This window comes from Pseudomonas sp. A25(2017), from assembly GCF_002001065.1.
Classification (GTDB): Bacteria; Pseudomonadota; Gammaproteobacteria; order Pseudomonadales; family Pseudomonadaceae; genus Aquipseudomonas; species Aquipseudomonas kilonensis.
This window is the reverse complement of the sequence record NZ_MUOA01000044.1, coordinates 112,703-129,793: the sequence shown is the minus strand read 5'-3', so window position 1 is coordinate 129,793 and position 17,091 is coordinate 112,703. Positions and strand designations below refer to the sequence as shown.

Annotated in this window: 16 protein-coding genes; 10 read left to right on the top strand and 6 right to left on the bottom strand. The window is 61.3% G+C overall.

Annotation, left to right across the window (positions count from 1 at the left end; translation table 11 throughout):
• Positions 1-37: 37 nt before the first annotated feature.
• Both tsf and rpsB read right to left on the bottom strand, forming a co-directional pair.
• On the bottom strand, positions 38-901 hold the full coding sequence (gene tsf, locus B0E42_RS05670) for a translation elongation factor Ts (RefSeq protein ID WP_024619613.1): 864 nt from the start codon (positions 899-901) through the stop codon (positions 38-40).
• A gap of 194 nt (positions 902-1,095) precedes the next feature.
• A complete protein-coding gene (gene rpsB / locus B0E42_RS05665; protein WP_003198231.1) occupies positions 1,096-1,833 on the bottom strand; it encodes a 30S ribosomal protein S2 in 738 nt (245 codons plus the stop codon).
• Between the two features lie 375 nt (positions 1,834-2,208).
• On the opposite strand from rpsB, the gene map reads away from it, so the two are divergent.
• The 3 genes from map to dapC all read left to right on the top strand — a co-directional run bounded on the left by map (position 2,209) and on the right by dapC (position 7,060).
• Positions 2,209-2,991, top strand: a complete 783-nt coding sequence (gene map / locus B0E42_RS05660) for a type I methionyl aminopeptidase (RefSeq protein WP_018603733.1) — start codon at positions 2,209-2,211, stop codon at positions 2,989-2,991.
• A gap of 44 nt (positions 2,992-3,035) precedes the next feature.
• The gene (locus B0E42_RS05655) at positions 3,036-5,738 is read left to right on the top strand and encodes a [protein-PII] uridylyltransferase (RefSeq protein ID WP_018603734.1); all 2,703 of its coding nucleotides are present in this window, start codon (positions 3,036-3,038) and stop codon (positions 5,736-5,738) included.
• A gap of 122 nt (positions 5,739-5,860) precedes the next feature.
• Positions 5,861-7,060 carry a succinyldiaminopimelate transaminase gene (gene dapC, locus B0E42_RS05650; protein WP_018603735.1) on the top strand — a complete coding sequence of 400 codons (1,200 nt, stop codon included), beginning with the start codon at positions 5,861-5,863 and terminating at the stop codon, positions 7,058-7,060.
• A 203-nt stretch (positions 7,061-7,263) separates the two neighbouring features.
• Here dapC and B0E42_RS05645 read toward each other — a convergent pair whose 3' ends face one another.
• Together B0E42_RS05645 and B0E42_RS05640 are read right to left on the bottom strand one after the other, a co-directional pair.
• A complete protein-coding gene (locus tag B0E42_RS05645) occupies positions 7,264-7,626 on the bottom strand; it encodes a DUF6124 family protein (RefSeq protein WP_053178297.1) in 363 nt (120 codons plus the stop codon).
• Between the two features lie 504 nt (positions 7,627-8,130).
• On the bottom strand, positions 8,131-9,486 hold the full coding sequence (locus B0E42_RS05640) for a hypothetical protein (protein WP_053185889.1): 1,356 nt from the start codon (positions 9,484-9,486) through the stop codon (positions 8,131-8,133).
• Between the two features lie 176 nt (positions 9,487-9,662).
• Between B0E42_RS05640 and B0E42_RS05635 the strand changes: the two genes are divergently transcribed.
• The 4 genes from B0E42_RS05635 (at position 9,663) to B0E42_RS05620 (ending at position 12,877) form a co-directional block, all read left to right on the top strand.
• Entirely contained in the window at positions 9,663-10,025 is a 363-nt protein-coding gene (locus B0E42_RS05635; protein WP_014336784.1) for an ArsC family reductase, read from the top strand.
• A gap of 32 nt (positions 10,026-10,057) precedes the next feature.
• Entirely contained in the window at positions 10,058-11,092 is a 1,035-nt protein-coding gene (dapD, locus tag B0E42_RS05630) for a 2,3,4,5-tetrahydropyridine-2,6-dicarboxylate N-succinyltransferase (protein ID WP_003198211.1), read from the top strand.
• A gap of 178 nt (positions 11,093-11,270) precedes the next feature.
• Positions 11,271-12,476, top strand: a complete 1,206-nt coding sequence (locus B0E42_RS05625; RefSeq protein WP_077505929.1) for an aminotransferase class V-fold PLP-dependent enzyme — start codon at positions 11,271-11,273, stop codon at positions 12,474-12,476.
• Positions 12,473-12,877: a SufE family protein gene (locus tag B0E42_RS05620; RefSeq protein ID WP_018603747.1), complete on the top strand. Its 405-nt coding sequence runs from the start codon at positions 12,473-12,475 to the stop codon at positions 12,875-12,877. Before B0E42_RS05625 ends, B0E42_RS05620 begins: the two co-directional genes overlap by 4 nt.
• A 143-nt stretch (positions 12,878-13,020) precedes the next feature.
• Here B0E42_RS05620 and tcdA read toward each other — a convergent pair whose 3' ends face one another.
• Entirely contained in the window at positions 13,021-13,833 is an 813-nt protein-coding gene (gene tcdA / locus B0E42_RS05615; RefSeq protein ID WP_018603749.1) for a tRNA cyclic N6-threonylcarbamoyladenosine(37) synthase TcdA, read from the bottom strand.
• Positions 13,834-14,211: 378 nt separating this feature from the next.
• On the opposite strand from tcdA, the gene dapE reads away from it, so the two are divergent.
• The 3 genes from dapE (at position 14,212) to B0E42_RS05600 (ending at position 16,634) form a co-directional block, all read left to right on the top strand.
• A complete protein-coding gene (gene dapE, locus B0E42_RS05610; RefSeq protein WP_018603753.1) occupies positions 14,212-15,363 on the top strand; it encodes a succinyl-diaminopimelate desuccinylase in 1,152 nt (383 codons plus the stop codon).
• On the top strand, positions 15,363-16,172 hold the full coding sequence (locus tag B0E42_RS05605) for a putative RNA methyltransferase (RefSeq protein ID WP_046065318.1): 810 nt from the start codon (positions 15,363-15,365) through the stop codon (positions 16,170-16,172). The genes dapE and B0E42_RS05605 overlap by 1 nt, the downstream gene beginning before the upstream one ends.
• Before the next feature lie 84 nt (positions 16,173-16,256).
• Complete coding sequence (locus B0E42_RS05600; protein ID WP_003198200.1) at positions 16,257-16,634, top strand: hypothetical protein; 378 nt, start codon at positions 16,257-16,259, stop codon at positions 16,632-16,634.
• A gap of 162 nt (positions 16,635-16,796) precedes the next feature.
• On the opposite strand, the gene B0E42_RS05595 is transcribed toward B0E42_RS05600, so the two are convergent.
• Positions 16,797-17,006, bottom strand: a complete 210-nt coding sequence (locus B0E42_RS05595) for a cold shock domain-containing protein (RefSeq protein WP_003198198.1) — start codon at positions 17,004-17,006, stop codon at positions 16,797-16,799.
• Positions 17,007-17,091: the final 85 nt, after the last annotated feature.

Genomic DNA, 17,091 nt, shown 5'->3' with positions numbered 1-17,091 from the left:
GGGCAGCCTCTTCAGGGCGACAGTTATAAAAACTGTCTTATTGCTTGCTGGCAGCCAGTTGAGCAGCAACTTCTTCAGCGAAGTTGTCTACTGGCTTCTCGATGCCTTCGCCCACTTTGAAGTAGGTGAAGGAAACGATTTCAGCGCCGCCTTTCTTGGCCAGTTCACCGACCTTGATTTCAGGGTTCTTGACGAACGCCTGCTCAACCAGGCTGGCTTCAGCCAGGAACTTGGTGATACGACCAGCAACCATTTTTTCAACGATTTCGGCTGGCTTGCCTTTGATCTTGTCTTCGTTGAGCTGCATGAACACAGCTTTTTCACGCTCGATGGCGTCAGCGGAAACTTCCGACGGCAGCAGGAACTCAGGGTTGCTGGCAGCGACGTGCATCGCGATGTCTTTGGCCAGCTCGACGTTGCCGCCTTTGAGGGCCACGACAACACCGATCTTGTTGCCGTGCAGGTAGGAACCGACAACATCACCTTCGACGCGAACCAGACGACGGATGTTGACGTTTTCGCCTACTTTGGCAACCAGGGCTTCACGAGCCGATTCCTGAGCGGCGATCAGCGGAGCTGCGTCGGTCAGTTTGTCGGCGAATGCTTTTTCTACACTGGCAGCAACGAATGCTTTGAAGTCGTCTTGCAGGGCCAGGAAGTCAGTCTGCGAGTTGACTTCGATGATAACGGCAGCTTTACCGTCATCCTTGATGCCGATCGCGCCTTCAGCGGCAATGTTGCCAGCTTTCTTGGCAGCCTTGATGGCGCCCGAAGCGCGCATGTCATCAATGGCTTTCTCGATGTCGCCGCCAGCCTTGGTCAAGGCTTTCTTGCAGTCCATCATGCCTTCGCCGGTACGCTCGCGCAGTTCTTTGACCAACGCTGCAGTAATCTCTGCCATTTCAAAATCCTCTTGGATAGGTTTTCAACCATTCCACCCGATCGAACGGGCGATCAATTCTTCCTGGAAAACCACTGCTTATAGGCCGCGGCAGGTTACAAACAGGTCACTGCGCTGGCGGCAAATGGTTTTCGAGGTGGCAAAAAGGGGGCCAAGCCCCCTTTTTGCTTACTGAGTCAACGCCAGGGCGTCAATTACTCAGCGGCTGCTGCCGGAGCTTCTTCAGCGAAGACTTCGGTGCCGCCATTCACGTTGTTGCGACCACGGATAACAGCGTCAGCCATCGAACCCATGTACAGCTGGATGGCGCGGATGGCGTCATCGTTGCCTGGGATGATGTAGTCAACGCCTTCCGGGCTGCTGTTGGTGTCGACAACGCCGATGACCGGGATACCCAGCTTGTTGGCTTCGGTGATCGCGATGCGCTCGTGATCAACGTCGATCACGAACAGTGCGTCAGGCAGACCGCCCATGTCCTTGATACCGCCCAGGGAGCGGTCCAGCTTCTCAAGATCGCGAGTGCGCATCAGCGCTTCTTTCTTGGTCAGCTTGGCGAAAGTACCGTCTTCGGACTGGACTTCAAGGTCACGCAGACGCTTGATGGAAGCGCGAATGGTCTTGAAGTTGGTCAGCATGCCGCCCAACCAGCGGTGATCGACGTACGGCGAACCGCAACGTGCTGCTTCTTCAGCAACGATCTTGCCAGCGGAACGCTTGGTGCCGACGAACAGAATCTTGTTTTTGCCCTGGGCCAGGCGCTCTACGAAGGTCAGTGCTTCGTTGAACATCGGCAGGGTTTTTTCAAGGTTGATGATGTGGATCTTGTTACGCGCGCCGAAAATGTACTTACCCATTTTCGGGTTCCAGTAACGGGTCTGGTGACCGAAGTGCACACCGGCCTTCAGCATATCGCGCATGTTGACTTGGGACATGATAGTTCCTTGATAAGTCGGGTTTGGCCTCCACGTATCCCAATGACCAACCAGCGGCTATAAAAGCCAAAGGCACCCAGGTCATCGTGTCGACACGTGTGTGGATTTAAGCTTGCGGGGTCATCCCCGGAAAGCGGCGCATTTTATACCACAGCAAGGGCGAAAACGGAACACGGATTCTGAAATCCTGGTGAGGAGCCCCTCCCACAGCCCTTTCATGGGCAGTGGATGCACACCCTTATAGAGAGAAGCGATGCATGTAGACGCGGATTTGCGCTGATCGTCTGTTAGAATCGCCTCTTTCAGGGCCACGTGAAGCATCATCCGCCGCCCATTTCGTTTTGAACAGCGCCGTCGGGCGCAGAGAGAGCCTGTATGACCGTTACCCTCAAGACTCCCGAGGACATCGCCAAAATGCGTGTCGCCGGCAAACTCGCCGCCGATGTGCTGGAGATGATCGCCGACTACGTCAAGCCTGGCGTGACCACCGAAGAGCTGGACCGCATCTGCCATGACTACATCGTCAACGAGCAGAAAGCCATCCCGGCCCCGCTCAACTACAAAGGCTTCCCGAAGTCGATCTGCACCTCGATCAACCACGTGGTCTGCCACGGCATCCCCAACGAAAAACCGTTGAAGGATGGCGACACCGTGAACATCGACGTTACCGTCATCAAGGACGGCTTTCACGGCGACACCAGCCGCATGTTCCATGTCGGCAACGTGCCGGAGTGGGCCGAGCGCCTGTCCAAGGTCACCCAGGAATGCATGTACATGGCCATCGAACTGGTGAAGCCGGGCTGCCGCCTGGGTGACATCGGCGAAGTGATCCAGAAGCACGCGCAGAAGAACGGCTTCTCGGTGGTACGCGAGTTCTGCGGCCACGGCATCGGCAAGGTGTTCCACGAAGAACCGCAGATCCTGCACTACGGCCGTGCCGGCACTGGTATGGAACTGCAGGCGGGCATGACGTTCACCATCGAGCCGATGATCAACCAGGGCCGCGCCGACACCAAGGTGCTGGGCGACGGCTGGACGGCCATCACCAAGGATCGCAAGCTGTCGGCCCAGTGGGAACACACCTTGCTGGTCACCGAGACCGGCTACGAAATCTTCACCCTGCGCAGCGATGACACCATCCCTCGCGTTTCCGCCTGATCCGAACCCAGCCTATAGATATAGATAGAAAGGAAAGTCATTCAATGCCGCAGGTGGATCCCGAACTCTTCGACCGCGGCCAGTTCCAGGCTGAACTGGCCCTGAAGGCAAGCCCCATCTCGGCGTTCAAGAAGGCGATCCGCCAGGCCCACGAAGTGCTCGACCAGCGCTTTCGCAATGGCCGGGACATTCGTCGGCTGATCGAGGACCGCGCCTGGTTCGTCGATAACATCCTGCAAAAGGCCTGGGAGCAGTTCGACTGGAGCGAAGACGCCGACATCGCCCTGGTGGCGGTGGGCGGCTATGGACGTGGCGAGCTGCACCCCTACTCCGACATCGACTTGCTGATCCTGCTGGACAGCGCCGATCATGAAGTTTTCCGTGACTCCATCGAGCGGTTCCTGACGCTACTATGGGACATCGGCCTGGAGGTCGGCCAGAGCGTGCGCTCGGTGCAGGAATGCGCCGACGAGGCCCGCGCCGACCTGACGGTGATCACCAACCTGATGGAAAGCCGCACCGTCGCCGGCCCCGAGCACCTGCGCCAGCGCATGCTCGACGTCACCAGCACGGCGCACATGTGGCCCAGCAAGGACTTTTTCCTGGCCAAGCACGCCGAGCAGAAGGCTCGCCACCACAAGTACAACGACACCGAATACAACCTGGAGCCCAACGTCAAGGGCTCGCCCGGCGGGCTGCGGGACATCCAGACGATCCTCTGGGTCGCCCGGCGCCAGTACGGGACGCTGAACCTGCGCGCCCTGGCCGGCGAAGGCTTTTTGGTGGAAAGCGAAAACGCCTTGCTGGCCTCGTCCCAGGAATTTCTGTGGAAGGTCCGCTACGCCCTGCACATGCTGGCCGGGCGCTCCGAGGACCGGCTGCTGTTCGACCACCAGCGCTCCATCGCCAGCCTGTTGGGTTTCGAAGGGCAGGATGCCAAGCAATCCATCGAAAACTTCATGCAGCAGTACTACCGCGTGGTGATGAGCATTGCCCAGCTCAGCGAACTGATCATCCAGCACTTCGAGGAAGTCATCCTCGCCCCCGAGGACGAAGAACCGCCGCAGCCGATCAACTCACGTTTCCAACTGCACGACGGCTACATCGAAGCGCGTCACGACTATGTGTTCCGCCGCACGCCGTTCGCCATGCTCGAAATCTTCGTGCTCATGGCCCAGCAGCCGGAAATCAAGGGGGTGCGCGCCGACACCATTCGCCTGCTGCGGGAAAACCGTCACCTGATCGATGAAGATTTCCGTAACGACATCCGCAACACCAGCCTGTTCATCGAGCTGTTCAAATGCCGGATCGGCGTGCACCGCAACCTGCGGCGCATGAATCGCTATGGGATCCTCGGGCGTTACCTGCCGGAGTTCGGTTTCATCGTCGGGCAAATGCAACACGATCTGTTCCACATCTATACGGTCGATGCCCACACCCTGAACCTGATCAAGCACCTGCGTAAGTTGCAATACACCCAGGTGTCGGAGAAATTCCCGCTGGCCAGCAAGCTCATGGCCAAGTTGCCCAAGCCCGAACTGATCTACATGGCAGGGCTGTATCACGATATCGGCAAGGGCCGCCAGGGCGATCATTCCGAGATTGGTGCGGTGGATGCCGAGGCGTTCTGCCAGCGCCATCAACTGCCCCTGTGGGACAGCCGGCTGATCGTCTGGCTGGTGCAGAACCACCTGATGATGTCGACCACCGCCCAGCGCAAGGACTTGTCCGACCCGCAGGTGATCCACGACTTCGCCCAGATCGTCGGCGATGAAACACGCCTGGATTACCTCTACGTGCTGACCGTGGCCGACATCAACGCCACCAACCCGAGCCTGTGGAATTCCTGGCGCGCCAGCCTGCTGCGCCAGCTCTACACCGAGACCAAGCGCGCCTTGCGCCGTGGCCTGGAAAACCCGGTGGACCGCGAAGAACAAATCCGTCAAACCCAAAGCGCCGCCCTGGACATCCTGGTACGCGGCGGCACCGATCCGGACGATGTCGAGCAGCTCTGGTCGCAATTGGGCGATGACTATTTCCTGCGCCACACCGCCGGCGACGTGGCCTGGCACAGCGACGCGATCCTCCAGCAACCGGCCGATGCCGGGCCGCTGGTGCTGATCAAGGAAACCACCCAGCGCGAGTTCGAGGGCGGCACGCAGATCTTCATCTACGCCCCGGACCAGCACGACTTCTTCGCCGTGACCGTGGCGGCGATGGACCAGCTCAACCTCAACATCCATGACGCCCGGGTCATCACCTCGAGCAGCCAGTTCACCCTCGACACCTACATCGTGCTCGACACCGACGGCGACTCGATTGGCGACAACCCGGCGCGGGTCAAGAAGATTCGCGACGGCCTGACCGAAGCCCTGCGCAACCCGGCGGACTACCCGACCATCATCCAGCGCCGGGTGCCGCGCCAACTCAAGCATTTCGCCTTCGCGCCCCAGGTGACGATCCACAACGACGCCCAGCGCCAGGTCACCGTGCTGGAGCTCAGCGCCCCGGACCGCCCGGGCCTGCTGGCGCGGATCGGCCATATCTTCCTGGAGTTCGACCTGTCGCTGCAAAACGCCAAGATCGCCACCCTCGGCGAACGGGTGGAAGACGTCTTCTTCATCACCGACGCGCATAACCATCCGCTGTCCGATCCGCAGCTGTGCAGCCGCTTGCAGGAAGCGATCGTGCAGCATTTGAGCGTCAACCAGGAACCTGATACCAACCTGATGCGCATCAATATCTGAACGAATACATTTCCCCTGTGGGAGCGAGCCTGCTCGCGATGGCGGCGGAACATCCAGCATTGATGTTTCCTGACACACCGCTATCGCGAGCAGGCTCGCTCCCACATTGAAAGAGGCCCTCGATGAACAACGCTCTGAACCAGCTCCAGCCCTACCCGTTCGAAAAGCTCCGCGCCTTGCTTGGCAGCGTCACGCCCAACCCGGACAAACGCCCGATCGCCCTGTCCATCGGCGAACCCAAGCATCGCTCGCCCAGCTTCGTGGCTGAAGCCCTGGCCAGCAATCTGGAAAAGATGGCGGTGTACCCGACCACCCTCGGCATCCCGGAGTTGCGTGAGGCCATCACGGGTTGGTGCGAGCGCCGCTTCAACGTGCCAAACGGCTGGCTGGACCCGGCGCGCCATGTGCTACCGGTCAATGGCACCCGTGAAGCCCTGTTCGCCTTCACCCAGACCGTGGTCAACCGTGGCGACGACGCCCTGGTGGTCAGCCCGAACCCGTTCTACCAGATCTACGAAGGCGCCGCGTTCCTGGCCGGGGCCAAGCCGCACTACCTGCCGTGCCTGGACGCGAACGGCTTCAATCCGGATTTCGATGCCGTATCGCCGGACATCTGGAAACGCTGCCAGATCCTGTTCCTGTGCTCCCCTGGCAACCCGACCGGTGCGCTGATCCCGGTGGATGTGCTGAAGAAACTCATCGCCCTGGCTGACGAACATGACTTCGTCATCGCTGCGGACGAGTGCTACAGCGAACTGTACTTCGACGAACAAACCCCGCCGCCGGGGCTGCTCAGCGCCTGTGTCGAACTCGGTCGCAAGGATTTCAAGCGCTGCGTGGTGTTCCACAGCCTGTCCAAACGCTCCAACCTGCCCGGCCTGCGCTCCGGTTTCGTGGCCGGCGACGCCGACATCCTCAAGGGTTTCCTGCTGTACCGCACCTACCACGGCTGCGCGATGCCGGTTCAGACCCAACTGGCGAGCATCGCCGCGTGGAACGACGAAGTGCACGTACGCGCCAACCGCGCGCTGTACCGCGAGAAATTCGACGCCGTGCTGGAGATCCTCAGCCCGGTGCTGGACGTACAGCGTCCCGATGGCAGCTTCTACCTGTGGCCGAACGTAGCGGGCGATGATGCGGCGTTCTGCCGGGACCTGTTCGAACAGGAACACGTGACCGTCGTGCCGGGCTCCTACCTGTCCCGCGACGTGGACGGCGTCAACCCAGGCGCCGGGCGCGTGCGCATGGCCTTGGTTGCGCCATTGGCTGAATGCGTGGAAGCGGCGGAGCGAATCCGCGCGTTCATCCAGCGTCGGGGTTGATGGCTGTATCGGGGCTGTTGTGGCGAGGGGATTTATCCCCTCGCCACAGGTTCAGTGCTTCACAGTTATTTTTGTGTTTGCCTTCGATTTATCGCGAGCAAGCTTTGCTCCCACAGTGGATTTGTGTGGCTCACACAACCTGTGATCGATACCAGATCCTGTGGGAGCAAAGCTTGCTCGCGATGAGGCCGGCACTTATTACATCAAGTCCGAAGCTCTACCCGATCCAGGCACTTGTTCGCCAACAACATCCCCAACTCAATCATCTGGGCGACTCCCAATGCTACATGTCGTCGCGAGCCGTCCTGATCGAAGGCAAGGTCATTGAGCATCGCATTGGCCGAAGCCAGGGTTTCACTGAGGTTGGCCAGCAACACTTCGGTGTCGATACCGTCAGCCACGGTGAATAACTGTACTGAGGGCTTGGGTTCTGACTTGCTGTCGTCAGGTTTGAGGTAATGATCCAGCACACGGTCAGCTGCCTCTTGCAGCTTTTCGGGTGCGTAATCGCCGTAGGGGAAAGTGGATGCGGGCTTTGGTGCGTTTTGAGTCTCTTTCTTGTCCATCAAAATTGCTCCCTAGAGCTGAAGTATGTAAAGCCCCGCGCCCGGATAGCGCAGAAGCCCTTGCTCCTAGAGGTTTTTTATTCGGATTCTCACGTCCGGCCGCTGAATTGGCAGCGACACCCAGAGGCTAGAGCCCCCACTTCCGACGGACAACCTTAAAAACTTGTCGGAAACTTCGGCGCGTCTGACAGACCACGATCGCTTGCTCAGACAAAAAAAGAAATAAAACCGGCCTCCATAGAACAACCCATTGATTTTATTGGTTTAGAAGCTCAACAGATCTCATGTAGCGCTGTTTCAAGAATCAAGCTGGCTTGAATTCGTTATTACCGGCAACCATGATCGCCCCGTCACCAGTGAACGCTGGCAAGAGTCTGGGTCCATCCTCGGGTGGACCCAGCCACGCAGACGGGGCCAAGCACGCTCAGTTGCGTGTCGATTGAAGTCGCCCCCCTGGCCGCTCCTAACCTCCATGCGGCAGGAGCGACCGGCGACTAGCCGACGCTAAACAGCTCGCTCAGCAGCACTGAGCGTCGAGCGGGCCGAGACAAAATCGACGCTGTCACCCTCGTTGTCGCTGTCTTCCACGATCGGTTCGGCCGTCGACCTTTCGACCAAGGGCAACATTCCCTCCAGCTCATCCGGATGCGCGGGACCGGCGGAAAGCCTGTCCAACGCAGCAGAAGCCTTGTCCGCCAACGGTTGGGTCATCACAGCCGTGGTCACCCAGGCGGCGAGCACCGGGGCCATCGTGGCCGTAACCGTCGCCTTGCCCGCCGCCGCAACACCCGCAGGCGAAATCCCGGCGCGCCTGGCGGCGTTGACAGCGGCGGTCTGGGCCATGCCGATCGCAGTAATACCGCCGGCCAACGCTCCGAGACCACTGACCAAGCCTGTCGGCGTAACCAAGGCTTGCAGCGATTTGCTGCCATCGCGCATCGCGTCCAGCGGCAGGCTGCCGACCCGCTTCGCAATGCCCATCGCTGCACTCCCTACGCCATAATTCTTGAGGTCCTTGTAACGCTGGTGCCAGTCTTGACGCCCCAGCAAGTATTCCGGGCCAACCCGGTGTTTGGATTTATCGATGGAATGTTGCAGGTCATAAGCGGCCATGCCTGAAAGCGGAGAGCCGATGGCAGCTATCACCGAGTCCACCTTGCTGCCCGTTTGCGCATCGACGGTCTTCGTCACGACGGGTTGGATGACCGTGCGCAACACGTTTCGCGCGGAGAAGGTCTGGAACGTCAGGCTGCCTTCGATAGCCTGGGTCGTCAGGCTCGGCTTCACCGCCTGGGCGGCTTCCTGCATGACCGGCTCCAGATCGGCATTTTCAGCCACCAGCCACTGGGTGTCGCTGGTGGCGCGCTTTATCAGGCCATTGCCGACCGTGTCGGTGGCGCTGCTGACCAGGCCGGCAATTGCCGACAGCGCCAACGGCGCGGTAATCGAGCCATTGCCGGTCACCGCCGGAACGAAGTCCAGCGCGATGGACGCCGCGCCGAAGGGAACCGAACGAAGGAATCCAACAGTGTCATGGGACGCGCGATCCAGCCGCGAGCCTTTAGTCAGCACGGCATCGACGCTTTCCGCGGTTTCCCCGTCATTGGCCAAGGTACGCGAACGATCGTCGATCAATGCTTCGAAGGCCTCGCGATTGGCACCGTTTATGTGCGGCTCGAATACCCGGGTGAGCTGGGCCTTGATTGCACCAGTGCGATTTGCCAGGTCCTGTTCAGCCGAGACAGGGCCGATCGGGACGGATGCGGCGGTCCTGGTGGTCGATGTCGTTGAATGGGGCGGGAGTGTTTCTTCAGTTTGATGCATCAGTGGATGGGGTAGTGTCAGAGAGATGGAATCCATGGGCGGGCCTCTTGTACGCAAAAGTGCTGGGTTTACCCGTGCTGTGTGGTCACCTCTTTCCTGTCGGTTCCGCCTCGTCCGATCCGTCGCGACAGTCAAGGCACTGAAAGGAACGACGTGGCATAATCGTCCGCTGATTTTCAGGACGATACCGGGAACGTTTTGGGGGAGCATTCATGCCCAAGGAAAACAAGCACTTACAGCTTTTCGGCATCAAAGCCTGCGATACGATGAAAAAAGCGCGTACCTGGCTCGATGAGCACGCGGTGCGCTATGACTTTCACGATTACAAAACTGCCGGCATCGACCGTGAGCACCTGACCCAATGGTGCAACGAGCATGGCTGGCAAGTGGTGTTGAACCGTGCCGGTACGACCTTTCGCAAACTCGACGACGAACGCAAAGCCGATCTCGACCAGCCGAAAGCCATCGAACTGATGCTCGCCCAACCCTCGATGATCAAGCGCCCGGTGCTTGACCTCGGTGACCGAACCCTGATTGGCTTCAAGCCAGATATTTATGCGGCAGAGATCAAGTAAGCCTGCCCAGTCCATTTTGTAGAGGTAATTTCATGTCCACTACCCTGTTCAGCCTGGCCTTCGGTGTCGGCACTCAAAACCGTCAAGGCGCCTGGCTTGAAGTGTTCTACGCACAGCCGCTGCTCAACCCGTCGGCTGACATCGTCGCAGCCATCGCGCCAATCCTTGGCTACAGCGAAGGCAACCAGGCCATCACTTTCACCACCGCCCAGGCCTCGCAACTGGCAGAAGCCCTCAAGGGCGTCGATGCCGCGCAAGCCGCGCTGCTGACCCGCCTGGCCGAAAGCCACAAGCCGCTGGTCGCCACGCTGCTGGCCGAAGACGCCCAACTGTCTTCCACACCTGAGGCTTACCTCAAGCTGCACCTGCTGTCCCATCGCCTGGTCAAGCCTCATGGCCTGAACCTGGCCGGCATCTTCCCTCTGCTGCCGAACGTGGCCTGGACCAGCCAGGGCGCGATCGACTTGAGCGAACTGGCCGAGCACCAGCTCGAAGCCCGCCTGCGTGGCGAGCTGCTGGAAGTGTTCTCGGTGGACAAGTTCCCGAAAATGACCGACTACGTGGTCCCGGCCGGCGTGCGCATCGCCGATGCCGCGCGGGTCCGCCTGGGCGCCTACGTGGGCGAAGGCACCACCGTGATGCACGAAGGTTTCGTCAACTTCAACGCCGGCACCGAAGGCCCGGGCATGATCGAAGGCCGTGTTTCGGCGGGCGTATTCGTCGGCAAGGGTTCGGACCTGGGCGGCGGTTGCTCGACCATGGGCACCCTGTCGGGCGGCGGCAACATCGTGATCAAGGTCGGCGAAGGCTGCCTGATCGGCGCCAACGCCGGCATCGGCATCCCGCTGGGCGACCGCAACACCGTGGAGTCGGGCCTGTACGTGACCGCTGGCACCAAAGTGAAGCTGCTGGACGAAAACAACCAACTGGTCAAAGTGGTCAAGGCCCGCGACCTGGCCGGCCAGCCCGACCTGTTGTTCCGCCGCAATTCCGAGACCGGCGCGGTGGAATGCAAGACGCATAAATCGGCCATCGAGCTGAACGAAGCACTGCACGCCCACAACTAAGCCGCTTCACACCCCACCTGTGGGAGCGAGCTTTTTTTGTGGGAGCAAAGCTTGCTCGCGATGAACGATGACGCGGTCTCACCGTAAACCGTGTCGCTGCCATCGCGAGCAAGCTTTGCTCCCACAAAAAAAGCCCGCCCTCACAGGGGCCGGCGTACCTCCAGCAGGGCCCGAAAGCATGTTGATCCAATCCCCCTGGCGTGCCGATTTCCCGGCCATCGCCGCCCTGCAACGGCAAGGCCAGACCTATCTGGACAGCGCCGCCACCACGCAAAAACCCCAAGCCCTGTTGGACGCCCTGACGCATTACTACGCCAATGGCGCGGCCAACGTGCACCGGGCGCAACATTTGCCGGGCGCCCATGCCACCCAGGCGTTCGAGGACAGCCGCCTCAAGGTTTCGCAATGGCTCAATGCCGGAAACTGCGGGCAAGTGGTCTTCACCCACGGCGCCACTTCGGCGCTGAACCTACTGGCCTACGGGCTGGAGCATCTATTCAACCCGGGCGACGAGATCGTCATCAGCGCCCTGGAACACCACGCCAACCTGCTGCCGTGGCAGCAACTGGCCGAGCGCCGTTCGTTGACCCTGGTGGTGTTGCCACTGGATGCCGACGGGGTGATCGATCCTGGCGCCGCCGCCGAACGGATCGGCCCACGTACGCGCTTGCTGGCGGTGAGCCAGTTATCCAATGTGCTCGGGGCCTGGCAGCCGGTGCCGGCGCTGCTGGCGCTGGCCAAGGCCCAGGGCGCACTGACGGTGATCGACGGCGCCCAAGGTGTGGTCCATGGCCGCCACGACGTCGAGGCATTGGGCTGCGACTTTTATGTGTTTTCCAGCCACAAACTCTACGGCCCCGACGGGCTGGGCGTGCTGTTTGGCCGTACCGAAGCCCTCGGCAACCTGCGTCATTGGCAGTTCGGCGGCGAAATGGTGCAACAGGCCGATTACCACAGCGCCAGCTTCCGCCCGGCGCCGCTGGGCTTCGAAGCGGGTACACCGCCGATTGCCAGCGTGATCGGCCTGGGGGCGACCCTGGATTACCTGTCCGACCTCGACCCGCAGGCGATCATTGAGCATGAGGCAGCGCTGCATGACTACCTGCTCCATGGCCTGTTGGCCCGCAACGGCGTTCGCCTGGTGGGCAACCCGCGCCTGGCCCTGGTCAGCTTCGTGGTCGAAGGCATCCACAATGCCGACCTGGCGCACCTGCTGACCGAGCAAGGCATCGCCGTGCGCGCCGGGCATCACTGCGCAATGCCGTTGTTCAAGCATTTGAAGCTGTCCGGGGCGATCCGGGTGTCGCTGGCGCTGTACAACGACTCCGCCGATCTCGAACGTTTCTTCGAGGCCCTGGACCAGGCCCTGGAGATGCTCCGATGAACCTGCCCGCCGAGGCCGCCACAGCGCTGCAGATTTTCCAGGAAGCCTCGGGCTGGGAACAACGCGCCCGGCTGCTGATGCAATGGGGCGAGCGCCTCCCGCCTCTGAGCGACGAGGACAAGTGCGAGGCCAACCTCGTCCACGGCTGTGAAAGTCAGGTGTGGTTAGTGGGTCAGTTGCACGACGGGCACTGGCAGTTTTGTGCCAGCAGTGATGCGCGGTTGATCCGTGGGTTGGTGGCGTTGCTGCTGGCGCGGGTCAACGGTTTGTCCGCCGCTGAACTACAACAGGTGGACTTGCCGGACTGGTTCAATCAGTTGGGATTGTCGCGGCAGTTGTCGCCGTCGCGTAGCAATGGCTTGAATGCGGTGCTACAGCGGATGCGCGAATTGACGCAATAATTGTGGCGAGGGGATTTATCCCCGTTGGGCTGCGAAGCAGCCCCTCTAAAGCTGTGACCTCAATCCTCTTGGCATACTGAGTTGCCTGGTTTGGGGGCCGCTTCGCAGCCCAGCGGGGATAAATCCCCTCGCCACAAGAGCGGTCACTGTTCGGGTTTGACCCTGTCCGCCGGCCGCCGCACGCCCGCCACGATCTTATCCACAGCCTTGGTCGCCGCGACCATGCCGAACGTCGCCGTGACCATCATCACCGCGCCGAACCCACCGGCGCAGTCGAGCTTGACACCGTCGCCGACAAAACTCTTCTGCAAGCAAATGCTGCCGTCCGGTTTCGGGTAGCGCAGTTGTTCGGTGGAGAACACGCAAGGCACGCTGTAGTGGCGGGTCACTGTGCGGGAGAAACCGTAGTCGCGGCGCAAGGTGGAGCGCACCTTGGAGGCCAGCGGATCGTTGAACGTACGGTTCAAGTCGCAGACCTGGATCAGCGTCGGGTCGATCTGCCCGCCTGCGCCGCCGGTGGTGATGATCTGGATCTTGCGGCGCTTGCACCAGGCAATCAGCGCAGCCTTGGCGTTGACGCTGTCGATGCAGTCGATCACGCAGTCGATGTTCGGCGTGATGTACTCGGCCATGGTGTCGCGGGTGACGAAGTCGGCCACCGCGTGCACGGTGCAGTCGGGGTTGATCCCGCGCAGCCGCTCGGCCATGACCTCGACCTTGGGCTTGCCGACGGTGCTGTCCAGGGCGTGCAACTGGCGGTTGGCGTTGCTCACGCAGACATCGTCCAGGTCGAACAGCGAGATCTCGCCCACGCCGCAACGGGCGATGGCTTCCGCCGCCCAGGAGCCGACACCGCCAACCCCGACAATCGCTACATGGGCCGCCCGCAGGCGCTCCAGGCCTTCGATGCCATACAAGCGGGCGATACCGGCAAACCGTGGATCTTCTGTACTCATGACCATTACCCCAAAAACCGGCGCGCATTATAGGGCTTTGTCTCGGCAATTTAAGCAAAACCTCTGTGGGAGCGAGCCTGCTCGCGATAGCGTCAGTTCAGTCAATATAAATGCCGGCTGATCCACCGCTATCGCGAGCAGGCTCGCTCCCACAGTTTTTGTGTTCCACCGGTCCCGCGCCAGGGGCCCATGGTGGTCGTTTTGCTATAAGATAACCGCCATTTTGTAAGCCTCGACCGAATACAATCCAACGGTCGAACTCAGGACCTGTGGGAGCGGGCTTGCTCGCGAAGCTTTTAGCGTCAGTGATGACGCCTTCGCGAGCAAGCCCGCTCCCACATGGACTGTGATCTCCTTTCCAGCTTTCCGGAGTTTTCCATGACGGCCCACGCCGACCTCTCGCCGACCCTGCAACTCGCCTGCGACCTGATCCGCCGTCCGTCCGTGACGCCGGTGGATGCCGATTGCCAGAAACTGATGATGCAGCGCCTGGGCAACGCGGGCTTTACGCTCGAGCCGATGCGCATCGAGGATGTGGATAACTTCTGGGCCAGCCATGGCAAACATGACGGTCCGGTGCTGTGCTTCGCCGGGCACACCGACGTGGTGCCGACCGGTCCGGTGCAGGCCTGGCAGCTCGACCCGTTCGATGCGGTCATCGACGAACAGGGCATGCTCTGCGGCCGTGGCGCGGCGGACATGAAAGGCAGCCTGGCGGCGATGGTCGTGGCGGCCGAACGGTTCGTCGCCGACTACCCGGACCACAAGGGTTCGCTGACCTTCCTGATCACCAGCGACGAAGAAGGCCCGGCCCACCACGGCACCAAAGCTGTGATCGAGCGCCTCAAGGCCCGCCAGGAGCGACTGGACTGGTGCATCGTCGGCGAGCCGTCGAGCACCACGCTGGTGGGCGACGTGGTCAAGAATGGCCGACGCGGTTCCCTCGGCGCGAAGTTGACCGTGCGCGGCAAGCAAGGCCACGTGGCTTATCCACACCTGGCGAAGAACCCGATCCACCTGGCCGCGCCCGCCTTGGCCGAACTGGCCGACGAGCATTGGGACCATGGCAACGACTTCTTCCCGCCGACCAGTTTCCAGATCTCCAACCTCAATTCCGGCACCGGCGCGACCAACGTGATCCCCGGTGACCTGGTGGCGGTGTTCAACTTCCGCTTTTCCACTGAATCCACCGTCGAAGGCCTGCAACAGCGCGTTGCCGATATCCTCGACAAGCATCAGCTGGATTGGCACATCGACTGGGCGCTGTCCGGCCTGCCGTTCCTCACCGAACCCGGTGCGCTGCTCGACGCCGTATCGTCGAGCATCAAGGACGTCACCGGGCGCGAGACCCAGGCGTCCACCAGCGGCGGCACGTCCGACGGTCGCTTCATCGCCACCATGGGCACGCAAGTGGTGGAACTGGGGCCGGTCAACGCGACCATCCACCAGGTCAACGAACGCGTGCTGGCCGCCGATCTCGATGTGCTGACCGAGATCTACTACAAGACGCTGATCAAGTTGCTCGCCTGATGCTCGCCTGCCCGATCTGCAGTGAACCGCTGAACGCGGTGGACAACGGTGTGGTGTGCCCGGCCGGCCACCGCTTCGACCGCGCGCGGCAGGGTTACCTGAACCTGCTGCCGGTGCAGCACAAGAACAGCCGCGACCCCGGCGACAACCAGGCGATGGTCGAAGCCCGCCGCGACTTCCTCAACGCCGGGCATTACGCCCCGGTCGCCCGGCGCCTGGCGGAACTGGCCGCCGAACGCGCGCCCGGGCGCTGGCTGGACATCGGCTGCGGCGAGGGTTACTACACCGCGCAGATCGCCGAGGCGTTGCCCCAGGCCGATGGCTATGCCCTGGACATTTCCCGCGAGGCGGTCAAGCGCGCCTGCAAACGCAACCCGCAGCTGACCTGGTTGATCGCCAGCATGGCCCGGGTGCCGCTGGCGGACGGCTGCTGCCAGTTCCTGGCCAGCGTGTTCAGCCCGCTGGACTGGCAAGAGGCCAAGCGCTTGCTCAGCCCCGGCGGCGGCCTGATGAAAGTCGGCCCCACCGCCGGCCACCTGATGGAGTTGCGCGAGCGCCTGTACGACGAAGTGCGCGAATACACCGACGACAAGCACCTGGCCCTGGTGCCGCCGGGCATGGTGCTGGATCACAGCGAAACCCTCGAATTCAAGCTGACCCTCGACAGTGGCCAGGACCGCGCCAACCTGCTGGCCATGACGCCCCACGGCTGGCGCGCCAGTGCCGAACGCCGGGCCAGCGTGATCGAGCAGGCCGAGCCGTTCGAGGTCACGGTGTCGATGCGCTACGATTATTTCGTTCTTCAATAACCTTTTTGATTCCGGGCCCCGGGCAACCGTCCGGGGCCAGTTAAATCCGCGAATGGATTTTTCAAGACCGCAGCGAGGACATCCATGCGCCAACCCGATATCGAGATTTACCTCAAAGACGCCGACGTAGACCACAAGGCCATCGCCGCCTGGCTCGGCCAGGCCCTGGGCCCGTGCAGCGACTGGGTGCAGAAAGGCCAGACCTACAAGTGCAAGGCCGGCAATATTCCAGTGACCTGGCTGCCCAAGGCCGTGGGCAAATGGAACAGCCTGTACCTGGAAAGTGACCAGACCCCGTGGGAAGACGACATCGCCTGCGCCCGCGCCGCCTTCGCCGCACTGAACGTCGAAGTGCGCTGCGCGCCTGGGTCATGGGTCGAGGAAGAAGGCGAGGAATCGGCGGATCGCTGGATTCGCATCAGCGCCGATGGGGAAGAAGAGATTACCTGGAAGACGGCGTAACACCCGTCTCAGGTGCAGCCTAGATCCAAAGGTGGGAGCACTGTGGGAGCAAAGCTTGCTCGCGATGGCTGAAGTACATTCAACATTGGTGCAAGCCGACCGGGCGCTATCGCGAGCAAGCTTTGCTCCCACAGGGCATCTACTATGGCTTCCAGCGTGGGATTACAACCCCACCACATCCTCAGCCTGCAAGCCCTTCTGCCCTTCCACGACCGCGTACTCGACCTGCTGGCCTTCGGTCAGTGAACGGTGGCCTTCACCGCGAATCGCGCGGTAATGCACGAACACATCCGCCCCGCCTTCACGCTGGATGAAGCCGTAGCCCTTCGCGTCGTTGAACCACTTCACACTGCCGGTTTCCCGTGCTGCCATGATGCTCACTCCCACTTCTTATTTTTAAGTCGGCTTTTCGAGGGAAAGCCGTACGAACGTTAGCTGCCGTCCAGCCGTCCATAAG